Source organism: Snodgrassella sp. M0110, assembly GCF_016101465.1.
Lineage (GTDB): Bacteria > Pseudomonadota > Gammaproteobacteria > Burkholderiales > Neisseriaceae > Snodgrassella > Snodgrassella alvi.
The window spans coordinates 36744-51430 of sequence record NZ_JACFQM010000004.1 but is presented as its reverse complement, the minus strand read 5'-3'; the positions used below and the strand labels follow the sequence as shown (position 1 = coordinate 51430).

Here is a 14687-nt window from a genome sequence, read left to right as displayed (position 1 = left end):
AGCTTATTATTCTGCTGTAATTAAAACAAAGTTATTGATAGCCTTTCATCACATCCTGCATAAGCAGTCGCATCGAAGTAGGGCTGGCTCCGGTGGTATACCATGCATCGGCATCCACAAAGACTACCCGGTTGTTTTTCCATGCTTTGGTAGCGCGTAATAACGGATTAGTTACCTGTGCAGCGCTAATCACCGGCTGATGCTCCATAACTGAGGTACGGTCAATAATGTACAGAATGTCCGGATCAGCCCGTTTAATAAATTCACTGGAAATCGGCTGTCCGTGCAGGCTGGTGCTGAGATCATTACTGGCCGGTTTAACCCCCAGATCACTGAAAACGAAGCCGTAGCGTGAATCCACCCCATAATTACTGAAAGAGCCATTGTTATAGAGTACTACCAGCGCTTTTTCCGGCCGGTCTTTAGTCACGGCACGAACTTTACTGACTTCCGTATCCAGCTCAGCAACCTTGGTGCGGGCTAAATCTTCACGGTTAAAAATCTTACCCAGAGTCAGCAGATGATTTTTAATGGTGTCCAGATGCCCGTGTTCGCTGTTATTGAAATTGATTTCATAATAGAGCGTAGGTGCAATCTGCGTCAGTTCCTGATAATGGTCTTTCTGAATCGGAGTCATTAAAATCAGATCAGGTTTCAGAGTATGGATACGTTCCATATTCGGCTGCACAATGCCGCCTAAATCGGCAATATCATCATGATTCTGTTTGTATTTATCCAGAAAATGCGGAATAAAATCCTTGGGCATTCCGGCTACAGGCACATTTAACTGATCCAGAAAGTCCACTTCATTCATATCCATTGCGGCTACACGCTGCGGAATGTGATCAATTGTAGTCGTACCAAGCTGATGCTTGATAATAAGCGGCTCACTACGCTTCTGTACCGCAGACGAAGACGCAGAAACCGGCTTTTTATCACAGCCGGATATGGTCACCATTGTTGCTACTGCAATCAGCCCCAGCAGACTGACAGCACATTTTTTGAGTTTCCCGTTCATATTTTACCTTTCGACTTTTGAAAATACTGACAGACATAACCATGTTTATTGTGACTAATTTCAAAATCCAGCTCATACAGTTCACTCAGGCGTTCTTCAGTAATGACTTCCTGAGCAGGACCGCTGAAACTTAACTGTCCCTGTTTTAATGCGACAATATAATCTGAATAATTTGCAGTAAAATTAATATCATGCACCACCATAATGACAGTTTTCCGCTGTTCTTCACTCAGACGCCGGATTGCTGCCATGATTTGTACTGCATGATTCATATCCAGATTGTTTAAAGGTTCATCCAGCAGCAAAATCCTGGTTTCCTGAGCAATAGTCATCGCCAGAAAAGCCATTTGCCGCAGCCCGCCGCTTAATTCATCTATATACGCATCACGCAGGGCACTGAGCCCGAGAAAATCGATTGCCTCGTCCATAACCTGATGGTCTCTGGCTGAGAGTATCCCGTGCCCGTAGGGAAAACGGCCGAACGAAACCAGCTCCTTAACCGTCAGCCGCAAACCGAAATAAGGAGATTGCCGTAGCGTTGCGACCAGACGGGCATAATCAGCAATGCGGATGCCGGCAATATCCTGCTTATCAAACAGAATATTGCCTTTAGTCGGCGAAAGCAGCCGTGCCAGAATCATCAGCAGAGTGGATTTCCCTGCACCATTGGGGCCAATCAATGCAATCACCTGCTGCATCGGCAGCTCCAGATTAATATTGTTCAGCACCGGCCGATGACCATATACTTTGGAAATATTCTGAATAGAAATCATGCCATTCCTCGATGACGGACAATAAGCAGCAGAAAATACACCCCGCAAATCAGATTAATTAAAATACTGACTGTCGTTTTATAATTAAACACATGCTCCACCAGAATCTGAGCAATCAGAAACACCGCAATAGCTACCGCACTGGCAAATAACAGAATCCGTTTATGCTGATAATGGCCGGCGAAGGCATAAGCCATATTGGCAATAAATACCCCCATAAAGGCAGTCGGACCAACCAGACTGGTCGAAACAGCGACCAGTACAGCAATCAGACCGAATCCCCAGCGCACATAACGGGCATAATCAACACCAAGCGAAACAGACTGTTCCTCTCCCAGAGCCATCACATCCAGAGTAGTCAGATACGGATATCCCACCAGTCCTACAGCCAGCATGGCGACAAAAGCATATAAAAGCGTCTGCGTTTCGGAATGATTAAAAGATGCATAATTAATTCCCTGAAAAACAGAAAATTCGCCCGGGCTGATTTTAAGCACAATAAACTGCGTTAATGTGGTGATAACCATAGTCAGCACCATACCGAATAAAAGCAATAACCACAGACTGTGGCGTGCACGCGGCAGCAGATAATGATGAATAAGCCACGAATAAAACAGCATTAATCCGACTGAAGCAAAAAAATTCCCGTTCAGCCCCAGCAGCCCCAGACTGCTTTGCCCCAGAAAGAACAGCAGCAAGACCTGCCAGAACAGATATACTGCCTCATAACCCATAATTGCCGGAGTCAGAATCCGGTTAGTTACCAGCGTCTGGAACACCACAGACGAAACCGCAATACAAATACCTGCCAGCAAAATAGTAGCCAGACGCAGTAATCGCTTAGGCAGCACATATTCAAAATCAAGACCGGAATCAAACAGCATAAAAAATACCGCCAGTCCGGCAATACCGGCGCAAAGCAGCCAGAATTTGCGATTCATCATCGTAGCCCCCGTAAAATCAGCAGCAAAAAGACAATGCCGCCAACCGCACCGGCAGTAAGGCCAATAGGTATTTCAAAGGGGTAGATCAGCAAACGGCCGGTAATATCACATCCCAGCAGCAGGCATGCCCCGCCCAGCGCGACAACGGGTAAAGTTCTGGCTAAATGTTCACCATATTTAATCGCCACCAGATTCGGAATCACCAGACCAATAAAAGGAATAGAACCAACCGTAATCACCGTAGCCGCAACAGTAACTGATACCAGCATCAATCCAATAGCCACAGTCGTTTTATAGCTTACGCCCAGACTGGCAGCCATCTGCTGCCCCATACCCACTACAGTAAACCGGTTGGCAAATACATAACTCAGAATAATTACCGGTACAAGCACATACAGCAATTCATAATGCCCCTGCACCACACGGGAGAAATCACCCAGCAGCCAGCCCTGAACATTTTGTAAAAGATTATTTTTATAGGCATAAAACTCAGCCGCAGCACTTAAAACACAGCCATACATCAGCCCGATTACCGGAATCAGCACAATCTGCTGAAAGCGGATTCTGGCAATAATCCAGATGTAAATCAGTCCGGCAACAAAGCAGAACAGCAGAGCTGCCAGCATCTTACTCAGCACACCGGCAGAGGGAAGCAGTACCAGCGAAACCAGAATGCCGAGTTTGGCTGCATCCAGCCCGCCGGCTGTTTCCGGTTCCACAAATTTATTGCGGACAATATGTTGCAGAATCACACCACCGATAGAAAGCCCCATACCTGTGAGCACAATCGCAATCAGACGGGGAAAGCGGCTGGCTTTGACAGTTAACCAGTCAGCATCAGAACCGGACAGCAGACCTGTCCATGAAACCGAATCAGTGCCTACCAGCAAAGACACAATACATAAAACAATAAATACACTGATCAGAATACGGTACATCAGTGATATATCCTGCTACAGCAATGACTGATTACAGCCGTTGTCACAAAGTCATCACCATATAAAACCGTAAGCCGGTAAGTTAAATTTTGCTCCGGCATCAGCTGATACAGACTCAGCATTGATTCTCCTCAGGAAAGTGCTCTTTATGTCGATCCGCTGCTTATGCTGCTGTTTTACGGCATAAATCAAAACATTAAATAAAATTAGAAACAATTAAAGTTGATGAAAATGAAAATCAATTGTATTATCATTTTAAATGTATTGTAAAGTATTATTAATAAAAATAAAAATTCTGACTCTGATAAACAGAGCAGACAGATAGCACAAATCTCTTCCGATGTTAATTTAAGTTAACTGGTTAAATAATTATTACCAGAATGAGTACAGACAGTCATGAATAACTGATACGGCAAGAGAGGATTAATAATATGTTAACGTTAAATACAGATTCTGCTCCTTCTATCGCAAATGAGCATGAAGAATTTATCTGGATGCAACAATTGCAGGAACCGGAACAGGTGAAATATCAGCTGGCAGTGTGGCAGGTAAAACCATATCCGGATTTAACCATACTGCATAAAAGCATTGTGCATTTGCTGGAAATCCATACAGACTTAAATGTTCGCTATCAATTTACCGATGACGGAGATTTATATAAATATCCCGATGCTGATTTCTCAGCTTGTATCCAAACAGAGCAAATACAGGAAAAACAGCTTGTTACCCTTCTGGCGCAACTAATGCAGCAGTCATGGCAACCGGAAACAACATCCCCCTTTCTGGTTACAGTAATCAGCACAGAAAACAAAGTTTTTCTGGCTTTGCGTTTACATTCAATACTGGCTCAGCAATTTACTCTGGATGATTTAATTCAGGAGGTTCAAGCTGCTTACATCAGCGTTACCGGAGCATCGCATCAGCTCGAATTATTGCCTTTAGATTTAACTGGACTGAATATACCGGACACACCGGCTCAGCCTGCAAATACAGAATCGCTGCCAGACATCATACTGGCAGAATTCAGAAATACACTGGCAGAACCCGATATGACTGCTGACGATGATTTTTTTGATTTTGGCGGACATTCACTACTGGCAACACGGGTGATAGGTAATTTACAAAAAAATCATGGTATTAAATTGAATTTTAATGATTTTTTTAAATCGCCTACAGCAGGCGCACTGGCAAAAATTGCCCGTCAGCAGCAGCCGGCAGTATCCGCAGCCGAAGTACAGCCTGATCAGAGTGCGCCATTAACACTGGCACAGGATTTTCTATGGCAGGCATACAGTGCCTTTGATTTCAGCCCTATTTACAATTTACCGTTTGCCATCGAATTTCAGCAGCCGGTCAATGAAGAAATCCTGCATCAGGCATTTAATGATTTAATCATACGCCATATCGGCTTGCGTACCCTGTTTAAAACCGATAAACAGCAAACCAGACAATATACAGTTCCCGTAGCCGAACTTAACCAATATAAATGGTTCTGGCCGGTCAGCGACAGCCATGGAGTAACACTGTCCGGTGAAGCGGCGTATAAATTTGATCTGACTCGTGAACTGCCTCTCAGAATCCGGCTGTTAACAGCAGATAACGGCAACACAGTTTTATCGTTTCTGGTACATCATATGGTAATAGATGAATGGTCTTTAAATACCATCATGACTGATCTGAGCTGTGCTTATGCCGCACGGCTGCAAGGGCAGGCACCTGTATGGGCAAATACGGTACCCGCTATTCATGAATTTGCACGCAGACAGCAGCAAAACGGTATTAACCGTCAGCATCTTGACTACTGGCGCAGCCGCTTACAAGGAGCAAAAAAAGGCTTAACCCTAAACACAGATACCATCACCTTGCCGGAAAATACAGTTCCGCAGGTGAAATGGCTGGAAATCAGATTTGATTCTGCTTTTCATCAGCATATTTCCGCATTTGCCAAACTTCATCATGCTTCAATATTCAGCGTGTTTTATACTGTTATTGCCACTATACTGCAAAAAGAGGGTAATTTAGACGAAATCGTCATCGGCACCTCAGCATCCGGCCGTACTGATCCCAATTATTTTGATACCGTTGGCTACTTCACAACCATGGTTGCCCATCGTACCCGTTTTACCCCACAGCAATCATTTACCGCATTGCTGGCAGACACCAGTGAACAAATCAACGAATCCGTGGATTATGCCGATATTCCGATTAACTATATTCAGCAAGCTTTAGGTATTCCTGATAACGAAGGATTAATGTTTGATGTTTATATTCACATTCATTCAAACAATGCCTTAAATGGTCAGCTAAGCACAGCCCGGGGTGCCATACCTTACCGGCAGATATTACCGGAGCGCAATGAATCCATGTTCGGGCTGCACTTTGAAATTATGGAAAATCAGATCAACAATCAGTACAGCCTGAGCATGATTATTACCTATCAGGCACATCGTTATCCGACTGCACTGGTCGAGAGAATAGTCACAGAAGTGCAACAGCTGTTAAATGATCTGGCTAAACAGGCATCGGCATAAAGATTCAGATAAACAAAGTACTTAAATTTTTTAAGTACTTTGTTTAATGATTTCCGGCAGATATTATTCAGGCATTCTCCTGCTTATCTCATTCACCACATCCTGTATTGTTTTACAGCGTAGCAAAACAGCCGTATCCAGCCGGATATCAAACTGTTGTTTAAGCTTGTCTGAGAGCATAATTAACTGTTTCAGACGCATACCAGTATTCAGAATTTCAGTTCGGGCAGAAATATTCACAGCATTTTCTGCTGTCTGGGGCAGGCATTCACGAAAAATAGCCAGAATATCATCAGTTACAGCCTGTTCTTGTGTCGCTGTCACTTTGGCCTGTGGCGGCGTAGCCTGATACAGGCGTTCCTGTGCCATCTGCTGTATCAGCTTACGGTCTACTTTAACATTACGGGTTAGCGGAATTTCTTCAATCATCAGCCATCTGGTCGGGATATGTGATTTCGGTAAATCAGTCATCAAGCACGTTTTCAAAGCATTAATATCCGCATCGGGCTGATTAGCCGGCAACGTATACACCGCCACCAGTTCATGCATTTGTGTTACCGGGTGAGTACAGCACACCACCAGACTGTCCTGAAAATAGCCGGATTTAGCCAGCGCAGCCTCAACCTCGGCCGCAGAAATCCTCACACCTTTTATTTTCAGATAACCTTCAGTACGTCCTGCAAAAATAATATTGCCATCATCTCGCATATACCCCAAATCACTCATGCGAAAAGCAATTTTTTCTTCATCACATCCCAGAGACACAAAATCCCCGGTTTGCAACTGACCATTGAGCAAATAACCGTTAGACAGATTCACGCCCGACATATACATTCGCCCCACCTCACCAATAGCACACGGTTGTAACTGCTCATCCAGAATATAATATCTGTTATGTGCCAGTGCTTTACCATAAGGAATCACATCAATATCTTCAGCAGTTATTTCATGCCATATACTCCAGATAGTTGTTTCCGTCGGACCGCCTAACGAGAACAAACGCGCCTGTGGCAGTTGCCGGCGCAAAAACTGAATCAGACCCGGCTTAATATAATCACCACCTTGTGCAATCAGGCGCAAAGACTGCAATTGTTCTTTACTGGCAACGCTGCACAGCATATCCACAATAGCCGGAACACTTACCCAGATACTAATATTATGAGCTGTCAGTAACTCAGCCCATGACATTGCATCCTTAGCCTGTGCCGCAGTAGGAATAACCAGAGAAGCACCAAGAGCCATTGCCCCAAAAACATCAAAAACCGACATATCATGATGAAAGGGCGTTACAGCCATCAATACATCATCCTGATCAGCCTGCCACCGGCTGATGGTTTGTCCGAGTACATTGGCAGTAGCCAGATTATTCAGTACCACACATTTCGGCGTTCCCGTACTGCCGGAAGTATACAAATAATAGGCTGCTTCAGTATTCAGCTGATAGCCGCATTCCGGATGATTGAAGCCTTGTGCAGTCAGAGCATCATCAATAAGTACATATTGCCAGCCGGTTACCGGCGTTTTGCTAATCACCAGATCCGTCAGACTATTAGACAGTAAATAATTTCGTCTGGCTTCTGGTGCATCCATATCAACCGGTAACCAGATAATACCCATCAGAGCACAGGCCAGAACCGCATAAACATGCTCAGCACTTTTAGGCAGACAAATTGCCACTACCGCACCGGCACGTAATTTTTTTTGTTGCAGTGCAGCCATTACCTGAGCCACATTTTTACCCAGCTGAACGTAACTGATTGCTTTACCATCATAGAACAAAGCAGTTTTATCTGGCGGATAATCAAACAGATTATGCCGGATAGAATCAAGAAAGCAGAATGCATCTGCCACTATCTCATCGTATTTCCCGCGATACTGAAAACTATCCCGATTAGATTCAAAGTTATCCTGTTGCTGTAATTCAGAGCTGTCAGATTGCATATAAACTTTCTCCCGTTTATTGTTGTCGGCTGCTACTCAAATAAGTAATGACAAAAATAGAATTTCAAATAAATTACCGCACCGCAGAACATTTTATACAGAGTTAACCTTTTTTAAAAGATAATAATAATTATTTTCATTTATAAGAAAAATTATAATTTCAATTATTTATTCAGATTATCGATAGCAACTTTCAAGCAAATAATCATTCATCAAACTCAGTAGCGCAGCAATTGAACCGGGCACAGCCGGTAATGTTTATATAAAAAGCAATGTCATACAAAAAATAGCACCGGCAGGCACACATTCATCGATTAAATTAAATCATAATAAGAAAGATTTATTAATTAAATTGAATGACAAAATCTGGTTCAGGTACGATGATTTATCGTATTTTTCATAATAGGAAAATCGAAAAACATACCTAAAGTTATATAAAGAGTTATGAGAAGAAATATAAATATGTTTATCATAATGCAAAGGATGATAAACATAGAATTTGTAATTATGATTAGTATACTATTGATGCTGAACTGATTAAAATGCCCGATTCTTTAGATAATCAATTTGACGATTTCAGTATTAATATAGCCTTAGTAGCTCCAAATGTCATACTAATTCAGAGTTATTTACTGCAATGTTAGACAGTATTGTATTTTATAATAAAAGTATTATTACTACAGCAAGTGTATTTTAATGATTGGTTAGTTATTTCCCAAGTATTTTACATATTAATGCTATAAGTATTGTTTTTTATTTATATTTTATATAGAAAGAAGGGAGAAGACATAATAAATGCTGGGAAAAAAGTACCTCACTACTATTCACCTAATTCTCAGCAATATAAAGGTGGCCTGGCTTTTTTAAAGTAATGCAATTGTTTTATGAGAAAATTCGAATTGGTAGTAATGTGCCTTTTGCTGAATTTTGACATTTAAAGAGAATCATCAATGGTGGCGAATTACATGATCATCATTTACATGCAGATTTTTCACTCACCAAAATTAAAGAGAAAAGAAAAATAATTTATGATAAAAAAATTACTTATAATATTGTGTTGTTTTTTCGCCTTTAATGCTAATGCAGAAATAAAAAATAACAGTATAAAATCAAAGTTAATTCTCGAGTCCGGAAATTACAAAGGTGATGAAATTATAAGTAAAAAAGAGATCGCTAAAAAAATAGATTTATCTTGCACTGTTGCTCATCCATATGGAGGAATTGAGAAAGAAAACAATGTATATTTTCTAAGATAACTTTTGATTATGAAAACATAGTAGATAAGATAAAATTAAATGAGAAAATATATTTAATACCTATAAACGGTATTAATTTATTTTTAAAAAAGACAAAAGAACCAAATTATTCAGAAAATTTATTAGATGATGAAGTTAAAATATATACGGAAATAAATAATTGACCAGTTAATCATTTACTCTAATAAGTATCATAGTTAAAGTTATTATGTAAAATCACAATATTATTTCATTGATAATTATATCTATGTATTAATTTATGGTCAATTAGAAGAAGGAAAAACACTAAATTTTTGGGGGAAATATTCAGTAGAAAATAATGGGAAATTTAAATTACAAGAGTCCATTAAATGTCATTATCTTTTTAAAGAAAGCAAAGAGATGAATGTGTGTAAATAAGTTTAATTATCAGAATATACATAATTTATTCTTGCCCTGAAGAAATATCATGAAATTAGAAAAAAATTTTTTAAACATTATTACAGTGTTAGTTCTTTTAAAAAGTATATGTCTATGCAAATGAGTTACCTGAAATATAAGACTTTTATAAAGTTTCAGAAAAAACAGCTTTACATACTTCGTTATGTGAAAAAGGGTTAAAATGCTAATGTCAGCAATTTTGCAGAAAGATATTTATCGTGTTCTTCCTGATTATAAAAATTTAGATGTATTAAAAACTTAAATATTAAAGAGAAAAAGTTACAATTTATACAAATGTAACTTATTCAAAATAAGAAAAGGATTAAGGATTATAAAATGAAATATTCCCATTACCTGGTATCATTTTGTTTACTATTTAGCACCTACTGTTATAGTCAGCACTATCAAATAGAAGACAAGTATCGTGGTGATCCATTGTTTAAAACAATCGACATGAATAAACTAGAAAATGGCTGTACCTATCCGACAAATTATTGGCAATTGAGTGAATCAAAACAACAAAAAATAGATAAGCTTTGTCTTGTTGATAAAAATAATTTGAAATTTGATTTAAAAGAGTTATATAAATTAATTTATAAGGAACCAGTAATTATCTATAACGGACAAAATTTTCAACTGACATTAAGTATGTCAGGAAATTATAACATCGAATCTGATAGTACTATTTATGAAGGCGATATATTCCTATCGATAGTTAAAGATAATATTGTAAAAGATAAAATTTATTTGGCTAATAATCATATTTCTTTTCCTGATTATGATTTTCTTGCGGTAGGTTACCAACATTATTTTATATCCCCAGAGGGAAAGGTAAATACATTATATTTGATAGAGGATGAAGAAGGTATTTCTCCAATGTTTTGGAAACAATATAAAATTGATAATCAAAAAATAAAGTTTGTACTTCAAGATATGTTAGTCAATGTTACGGATGGGGTACAATATCAAATTATTTATCCAAATCAATTTAATGTTATTTCGAATAAACCGGCCACAAAACCCAATCCGAAAGCACTAAAATCATGCGAAAATGAGTATGATAAAGAAGAATATCATAGATGCTATTTAGATGTTTATAATTATTACGACAATAGATTAAAACAAAAAATCAACTTACTGAATAAAAAAAATAATACGATAATTAAATCTTATTCTACCTTACAGCAAAAAATGGCTTCAGACTGCTTGGAATTCCCTCCTCCAGTTTCTGGTGATAGGAATGAGACAGATCCTTATTTATCTAAAGTTATGTTTTGTTTAATCCAAAATTATAAACAAGAAATAACTGATATTGAAAAAGCACTTATTCAGTCAAGTAACAAAACATTTTCACAAAAATGACTCAACTATCTATTGTTGATACTCCTTTAAGTGATAAAGAGGAAAAACTCAATGATATTTATAATAATTAGAAATGCGTAGATACGCAACAGAAAGGAATAAAATCTGTTAATGCGAGCTATTATCAAAACACGTTAATTTCTAAAGTGTTTAATGCAATGAGTTTTAATCGAGCATATAATTTTAGGGAGAAAATTGGAGTAGGTGAACATCGCTCAGTGACTAATGAAGATGAAAATATGAAAGTTGAAGTTGAGTATAAATGGAAAGGAAAAAATAAATCAGAAGTAATATAATACTTTGAAGGCGGAGAAACGTCTTACATTTTTAAACACAAAAAAAATGGGACAAAATTGACAACTATTGATTCTGCTGATTAATAAATAGATCCTATCCGAGTCGTAAGCCCAACTGAATTAGACATCTTATGATGTAAATCATATTATTTATATAATGACCTTCTTAAGAAAAGTTTAGTATGAAAAAAACTATTTTAAAAATTTCACTAATCATTTTATTATCTGTGAGTACTAATTACGCATATAGCCTTAATACTAGTTATTATAGGTTAATAGAAGACAAATTAACAAAACAAACAACTGAAAAAGAACATATAGAAGAAGTTTTCAGTGATTCAAATTTAAAAATTAGTGAAGATGAAACAATCTATTTTTTAGGATGTGATTTCAAACATTCAGAGGAAAATAAACAAGAAATCAATAATCGATTAAATAAAAGTGATTTTTTTAGGAACTATAAAAATGAATTAAAAAAATATCATTTGACAACAAATAGCTTTAGTAAACTTTATTATAGAAATAATAATGACACATTAGAAAATAATAGTGATTCATCAGACCAATGTAACGAATACAGTAATATTTACAGTAATATTAATATTATTCTGCTTGATAATAATGAATTGATGATACCTTATAAAAATCAACTGTTTTTCTTTCATCGTTTATCTAATGAAGATGAAAAAAAACTCAATGATTTAAATAATAATGGGAAATGCGTAGACATACCACAGAAAGAAATCATGGAGTCTGTCGAAGTTTGCTATTATCAACACATGTCAATTTTAGATGTGTATGATGCAATGAGTACAAATCCAGCATATATTTTTAGGGAGAAAATTGGAATAGGTGAAAATCGCTCAGTAACTTATGAAGATAAGGTAGTTGATGTTGAGTATAAATGGAAAGGAAAGAATAAGTTAGAAATATTACAGCATTTTGCAGGCGGAGAAACGTCTTACATTTTTAAACACAAAAAAAATGGGACAAAATTGACAACTATTCATTCTGCTGATTAATAAATAGATCCTATCCGAGTCGCAACTATCTCCTGAAATAGTACAGTATAAAAGTAGAAAATTCTCTATGATATTTTAAAGAAAAATTTCAATATAAAATTACCAATATTGAATTATATAAAGTTTAAAAATCAGAAATTGGAACTTGGTTTAAAAGACTTAGCTGTAGTAAAATGTATACAAATGTATATTTTTAATAAATGACTGGACAATTATACAGAGATAGAGCTATGTGATTAAATACATAATACGCTGTTTTAACCAAATTTCAATTGATGCTAACTATTATCCACATCGCTCATATTTTCAATACCATGCTATAAAGAAAGTTGAGAAATTAACGCATGAAATACTTAATTTATCCAATTATTATCTGTTTTATAGCATTTGGGAATGTTAGCAATGCAATTGCAGATATTTCCAATGAAATTGCAAATACTAAAGAAATTGAACTCAAGCATTATAAAAAAATAAATTTACCTTATTCCTCTGCTGAATTAGAAAAATACTATTATTGGGGAGAAAATGGATTGCAATTGTCTCCTGATATGCCGTTTCCCCTCAGGTTCACTAACAAGGAATTTTTATATCAACCTAAATTATTTGATTATCTCGGTAAAACGCCATTCTATTTTCCTCATTGTTATTTTTATTATAAAAATATTTTATATAAAGGCGTTATACAGATGGCGAGGGGTGATAATGATCAAGCATTTACTTTTCAATTATATAGTTATGATGATCAAGGAGGGGTTATTGATGCAATATTACTTTATCAAGTTCAAAGTGGTGAAATATCATACTGGAATGATTTTATAATAAATCCAAATGGAAAAATTTTGATAACCCAATATCAGCATGACAACCTTATTGAATCCGATGAAAATCCAAATGAACTCATAATAAATCCAGAAAATAATCAAATCGATACCAAAACTGTAGAATTTCAAATGACGCCTTCTGGTATTTTTAACTTAGTAGAGTAGTAGATCATGAAAAAATCAATATATATAGCTGTAATAATAAATTTGTTTATTTATAATAGCTATGCAGAGCAATTTAATGTGGCTGAAAATTATAAAGGTAAATCTGATATTCAATCAATAGATATAATTCAACTAGAAAAAGATTGCCATAAACCAATTGATTTTTGGGAAATGACCAATTCTGAACGTGAAAAGATAATGAAAAATTGTCCAATTAATCAAATTGCTTTCTACTTTCAGAATTTATATGAAACCATTAACAATAAAAAAAATATTTATAATTTTGAGAAACTAGATCTTATTATTGAAAAAAATACCTCTACCAAAATAATTAATAATACTAAATACCCCGTAAAAGCGCTCAATTTATCCATGTTTAATAAAACAAATTTTATGGATAAAATTACTTTAGCGAAGAGTTATTATGATGTGGATGGTTATTATTGGTATATCAATCAATATTATTATATTAGTGATAGCGGGGATATTTATACATTATCAGTCAAGGATATAGATGGTAATGTGGAACCTGTATTCTGGAAACATTATCAAATAGACAAAAAAAATTATCATTTTAATCTTATAGATCTGTTGATCGATGATGGATATAAATATGAAATTATTTATCCAGATCATTTTAGAATTCTTGAGGGCTCATTAAAAGAAACACCTTATGAAATTGATAAAGTAAAAACATGCTATCAAAAAGAATATTCAACAAGATGTAGTATTGATTCGTATCGGTTTTACCATAATATTTTATCTGAAAAAATTAAGATGTTGAAAGAAAAAAATACAAATAGTAAAGAATCAATAGAAATAATCGATAAGCAAATTAATAAAAAGTGTTTATCAATATCAGAACCAAATGATCATTTTGAAGCAGAAAAATTTACTTACAAGATAACAAAATGTTTAACCAGGCAATTAAAGAAAAAAATTAAAAAAATCGATCAAAGATTAGAGGTTTTATGATCTGAATTTTATGCATACTCAAAGTTAATTATTAACTACTATAATGGAATAAAAAAACATTACGGGGTTTCGTACCCAAAAATAATGTAAAATATATAATGAATTTTTACAATTTAGTCATTTAATTATTGCAATTAATAAAAATATAGAACAGGGACTATTCTTACTATTTGCGAAGTGTTAAAAATTTATATCATTATGATTTTATTAAGTAGTTTTTTAATG

The 14687-nt window shown here is 36.1% G+C and carries 11 protein-coding genes; 6 read left to right on the top strand and 5 right to left on the bottom strand.

What is annotated here, in order from left to right:
* Positions 1-31: 31 nt before the first annotated feature.
* Genes H3T84_RS06960 through H3T84_RS06945 form a run of 4 tightly spaced genes read right to left on the bottom strand, consistent with a single transcriptional unit; the run spans position 32 to position 3673 of the window.
* Entirely contained in the window at positions 32-1018 is a 987-nt protein-coding gene (locus tag H3T84_RS06960) for a siderophore ABC transporter substrate-binding protein (protein ID WP_037394172.1), read from the bottom strand.
* The gene (locus H3T84_RS06955) at positions 1015-1791 is read right to left on the bottom strand and encodes an ABC transporter ATP-binding protein (protein ID WP_198210234.1); all 777 of its coding nucleotides are present in this window, start codon (positions 1789-1791) and stop codon (positions 1015-1017) included. Before H3T84_RS06955 ends, H3T84_RS06960 begins: the two co-directional genes overlap by 4 nt.
* A complete protein-coding gene (locus tag H3T84_RS06950; RefSeq protein ID WP_078474416.1) occupies positions 1788-2735 on the bottom strand; it encodes an iron chelate uptake ABC transporter family permease subunit in 948 nt (315 codons plus the stop codon). Before H3T84_RS06950 ends, H3T84_RS06955 begins: the two co-directional genes overlap by 4 nt.
* Positions 2732-3673, bottom strand: a complete 942-nt coding sequence (locus H3T84_RS06945; RefSeq protein WP_198218672.1) for an ABC transporter permease — start codon at positions 3671-3673, stop codon at positions 2732-2734. The genes H3T84_RS06950 and H3T84_RS06945 overlap by 4 nt, the downstream gene beginning before the upstream one ends.
* A 431-nt stretch (positions 3674-4104) precedes the next feature.
* Here H3T84_RS06945 and H3T84_RS06940 point away from each other — a divergent pair, with 431 nt between their 5' ends.
* Positions 4105-6204 carry a condensation domain-containing protein gene (locus H3T84_RS06940; RefSeq protein WP_198218671.1) on the top strand — a complete coding sequence of 700 codons (2100 nt, stop codon included), beginning with the start codon at positions 4105-4107 and terminating at the stop codon, positions 6202-6204.
* Between the two features lie 63 nt (positions 6205-6267).
* On the opposite strand, the gene H3T84_RS06935 is transcribed toward H3T84_RS06940, so the two are convergent.
* Complete coding sequence (locus H3T84_RS06935; protein ID WP_198218670.1) at positions 6268-8145, bottom strand: AMP-binding protein; 1878 nt, start codon at positions 8143-8145, stop codon at positions 6268-6270.
* 2012 nt (positions 8146-10157) lie between these two features.
* Here H3T84_RS06935 and H3T84_RS06930 point away from each other — a divergent pair.
* The 5 genes from H3T84_RS06930 (at position 10158) to H3T84_RS06910 (ending at position 14462) form a co-directional block, all read left to right on the top strand.
* Entirely contained in the window at positions 10158-11183 is a 1026-nt protein-coding gene (locus H3T84_RS06930; RefSeq protein WP_198218669.1) for a hypothetical protein, read from the top strand.
* 158 nt (positions 11184-11341) lie between these two features.
* On the top strand, positions 11342-11479 hold the full coding sequence (locus H3T84_RS06925; protein WP_198218668.1) for a hypothetical protein: 138 nt from the start codon (positions 11342-11344) through the stop codon (positions 11477-11479).
* Positions 11480-11661: 182 nt separating this feature from the next.
* Positions 11662-12501, top strand: coding sequence for a hypothetical protein (locus tag H3T84_RS06920; RefSeq protein WP_198218667.1), 840 nt, complete (start codon positions 11662-11664; stop codon positions 12499-12501).
* A 344-nt stretch (positions 12502-12845) separates the two neighbouring features.
* A complete protein-coding gene (locus tag H3T84_RS06915; RefSeq protein WP_198218666.1) occupies positions 12846-13487 on the top strand; it encodes a hypothetical protein in 642 nt (213 codons plus the stop codon).
* A gap of 6 nt (positions 13488-13493) precedes the next feature.
* Positions 13494-14462 carry a hypothetical protein gene (locus tag H3T84_RS06910; protein WP_198218665.1) on the top strand — a complete coding sequence of 323 codons (969 nt, stop codon included), beginning with the start codon at positions 13494-13496 and terminating at the stop codon, positions 14460-14462.
* Positions 14463-14687: the final 225 nt, after the last annotated feature.

Excerpts from the sequence above, each read along its gene's own strand:
- H3T84_RS06920 (WP_198218667.1), top strand. The coding sequence starts at position 11,662 with ATGAAAAAAACTATTTTAAAAATTTCACTAATCATTTTATTATCTGTG.
- H3T84_RS06945 (WP_198218672.1), bottom strand. The coding sequence starts at position 3,673 with ATGTACCGTATTCTGATCAGTGTATTTATTGTTTTATGTATTGTGTCT.
- H3T84_RS06930 (WP_198218669.1), top strand. The coding sequence starts at position 10,158 with ATGAAATATTCCCATTACCTGGTATCATTTTGTTTACTATTTAGCACC.
- H3T84_RS06925 (WP_198218668.1), top strand. The coding sequence starts at position 11,342 with ATGAGTTTTAATCGAGCATATAATTTTAGGGAGAAAATTGGAGTAGGT.
- H3T84_RS06955 (WP_198210234.1), bottom strand. The coding sequence starts at position 1,791 with ATGATTTCTATTCAGAATATTTCCAAAGTATATGGTCATCGGCCGGTG.
- H3T84_RS06960 (WP_037394172.1), bottom strand. The coding sequence starts at position 1,018 with ATGAACGGGAAACTCAAAAAATGTGCTGTCAGTCTGCTGGGGCTGATT.
- H3T84_RS06910 (WP_198218665.1), top strand. The coding sequence starts at position 13,494 with ATGAAAAAATCAATATATATAGCTGTAATAATAAATTTGTTTATTTAT.
- H3T84_RS06940 (WP_198218671.1), top strand. The coding sequence starts at position 4,105 with ATGTTAACGTTAAATACAGATTCTGCTCCTTCTATCGCAAATGAGCAT.
- H3T84_RS06950 (WP_078474416.1), bottom strand. The coding sequence starts at position 2,735 with ATGATGAATCGCAAATTCTGGCTGCTTTGCGCCGGTATTGCCGGACTG.
- H3T84_RS06915 (WP_198218666.1), top strand. The coding sequence starts at position 12,846 with ATGAAATACTTAATTTATCCAATTATTATCTGTTTTATAGCATTTGGG.
- H3T84_RS06935 (WP_198218670.1), bottom strand. The coding sequence starts at position 8,145 with ATGCAATCTGACAGCTCTGAATTACAGCAACAGGATAACTTTGAATCT.